The organism is Paenibacillus sp. GCM10023252, assembly GCF_042653305.1.
In the GTDB taxonomy this organism is placed as follows: domain Bacteria; phylum Bacillota; class Bacilli; order Paenibacillales; family Paenibacillaceae; genus Pristimantibacillus.
In genome coordinates this window covers 1-2812 of record NZ_JBHSHW010000020.1, presented here as the reverse complement: position 1 = coordinate 2812, position 2812 = coordinate 1, and the positions used below count along the sequence as shown (strand labels likewise).

Below are 2812 nucleotides of genomic sequence, written 5' to 3'. Positions count from 1 at the left end.
GCTTCCTAAAATATTCTCTTCATCCCTTCTACTTTCAGGCACCTACCGCTTCCTAAATACTCTCTTCTTCCCTTCTACTTTCAGGCACCTAACGCTTCCAAAAATATTCTCTTCCTCTCTTCTACTTCCAGGCACCTAACCCTTCCAAAATAATCTCTTCCTCTCTTCTACTTTCAGGCACCTAACGCTTCCAAAATATGCTCTTCTTCTCTTCTACATTCAGGCACCTAACGCTTCCAAAATACTCTCTTCTTCTCTTCTACTTTCAGGCAACTATTGCTTCCAAAAATATTCTCTTCATCTCTTCTACTTTCAGGCACCTTCCGCTTTCAAAATATATCCCTTTATGTCTTTTGTCTCTCTTTAATTGCCGATCACGCTGTCCCTAGATCCCTCGAACCTGAAATACTTCATGTTCTTCCTAGCTTAAGATGGCTCTCGTTGTACGCATAACCTAATCTTTAACTCGCTGTATCTTCGGGTCAAATTGCACATAACGTTCTTGTATTCACGACGCCGAAAGGCTTAAGCTGCAATCCTGGTCAAGCGAAGCGACCAGTCCGCCGGGTGGCTCCGCCACTTAGCCTTGCAGGTGTGTCCGGACTGTGTTACCCGCGGCTCTTCTTCATCGGATCCGGACCGAGGGGCGAATGCCCCGATGCGTGAATACTGTGTTATCTGATGCTCCGTTTTGATATGCCCAAGCAAGATCTTATTGTTAGGTTTTCTCTCCTCCCCCCTTCTTTTGAATTGATTTCTTTCGCTTCTTTTAGATTTCTTTTATTCATTCATTCTTTAAATACGGCGACTCGAACACAACTCTTTATTCTACCGTTTGCCGTAACGTTCTGCCGAAGTAACTGGACGCTCCAATTAACTATTTGGTTAATTTTTTCAATTCCATTCTTTTTATTTCATTTATTTATTCTACGGCGACTCCAACTTGTCTCCTTATTCTAATGGCTGGCGTAACGTTCTACCGAAGTCGCACCCTTCTCCAACTAACTATTTAATCTATTTAATTTCTTAGTCATGTTTTGTCCCAGTGTTTATTCTTTTTTTGTGTTTAGGGGGAGGGGAGAAAACCGTCATGAGGCCTTTCCACTGCCTCATGAATCAGATCTTGCGATCCGAAACCGTCCACTATTTTCCTGGACGATTTCGGATGAGTCTCTCTTCATTGTGTTACTTCAGGAGTTTCAGATAACGTTCTTGTATTCACGACGCCGAAAGGCTTAAGCTGCAGTTCTGGTCAAGCGAAGCGACCAGTTTGCCGGGTGGCTCCGCCACTTAGCCTTGCAGGTGTGTCCGGACTGTGTTACCCGCGGCTCTTCTTCATCGGATCCGGACCGAGGGGCGAATGCCCCGATGCGTGAATACTGTGTTATCTGATGCTCCGTTTTGATATGCCCAAGCAAGATCTTATTGTTAGGTTTTCTCCCCTCCCCCTTCTTTTGAATTGATTTCTTTCGCTTCTTTTAGATTCCTTTTATTCATTCATTCTTTAAATACGGCGGCTCGAACACAACTCTTTATTCTACCGTTTGCCGTAACGTTCTGCCGAAGTAACTGGACGCTCCAATTAATTATTTGGTTCATTTTTTTAATTCCATTCTTTTTATTTCATTTATTTATTCTACGGCGACTCCAACTTGTCTCCTTATTCTAACGGCTGGCGTAACGTTCTACCGAAGTCGCACCCTTCTCCAACTAACTATTTAATCTATTTAATTTCTTAGTCATGTTGAAGTCCCAGTGTTTATTCTTTTTTGGTGTTTAGGGGGAGGGGAGAAAACCGTCATGAGGCACTCCGATGCCTCATGAATTAGATCTTGCGTTCAGCAACCGTACACTTGTTTCCCGGACGGTTGCTGATGGGTGTCTCTCATTTGTGTTACTTCAGGAGTTTCAGATAACGTTCTTGTATTCACGACGCCGAAAGGCTTAAGCTGCAATCCTGGTCAAGCGAAGCGACCAGGAAGCCGGGTGGCTCCGCCACTTAGCCTTGCAGGTGTGTCCGGACTGTGTTACCCGCGGCTCTTCTTCTTCGGTCCGGACCGAGGGCCGAATGGCCCGAAGCGTGAATATTGTGTTATATGATGGGGAAGCCTTCTTCGACTTACTTTCAAAATTTATTTGAACTGATATTTAACGAGTCTGTTTATTTCTTTCAATTGTAATTCTGTTAAGTATGTAATTAGACAATCTTGACCTAGTGTTGAAATAACTATTCTCTTAGAAGTCTTATCCTCAAGTAAATCTGAAAAATTATTAAAAATAATAGGGTCTATCCAATCATCATCGACTCTTAAATTCCATTTAATTTTATTGTTATTAAATTCAAATGATACCCAAGCAATTTCATTCTCTATATCTATAAAATCCTTGATAGCTTTAACATCGAGTTTAGTCAACTTCTTTAATCTCTCAATAATTGCAATATAATCACCATGATCCTCAATACACTCTGTATCTAAATGCCAGATGGAATCTGAGGTAATAAAAAACTTGTCATCTTTAAAGATCTCACCACCAAGAGAGATTAGTAACAATTGATATGGATCTTCCTCAAACTCTTTTTGAGAGTGTTCTTCAAATAATGCATCTGGCTGGATTCCGGGGTTTAATGAAATTCCTAATTCAGATAATTTTATAAGTTGTTTATCAAATGGAGTGACCTTCTTCTTAAATAATCCAAACAAATTAGGCACCTTCTTTATGATAAATGTATTGCATCCCTTTCATATAACGTTCTGGTATTCACGACGTCCATCTCCCTTAGATAGCTCTTATCTTAGGGAGATGGATGTGT

1 protein-coding gene is annotated in these 2812 nt (G+C 41.2%); it reads right to left on the bottom strand.

Features of this window, described 5'->3' with window-relative positions:
- Positions 1-2132: 2132 nt before the first annotated feature.
- Positions 2133-2702 (bottom strand): hypothetical protein, encoded by a 570-nt coding sequence (locus tag ACFO9Q_RS10840; RefSeq protein WP_379181723.1) that lies wholly within the window; start codon positions 2700-2702, stop codon positions 2133-2135.
- Positions 2703-2812 lie beyond the last annotated feature (110 nt).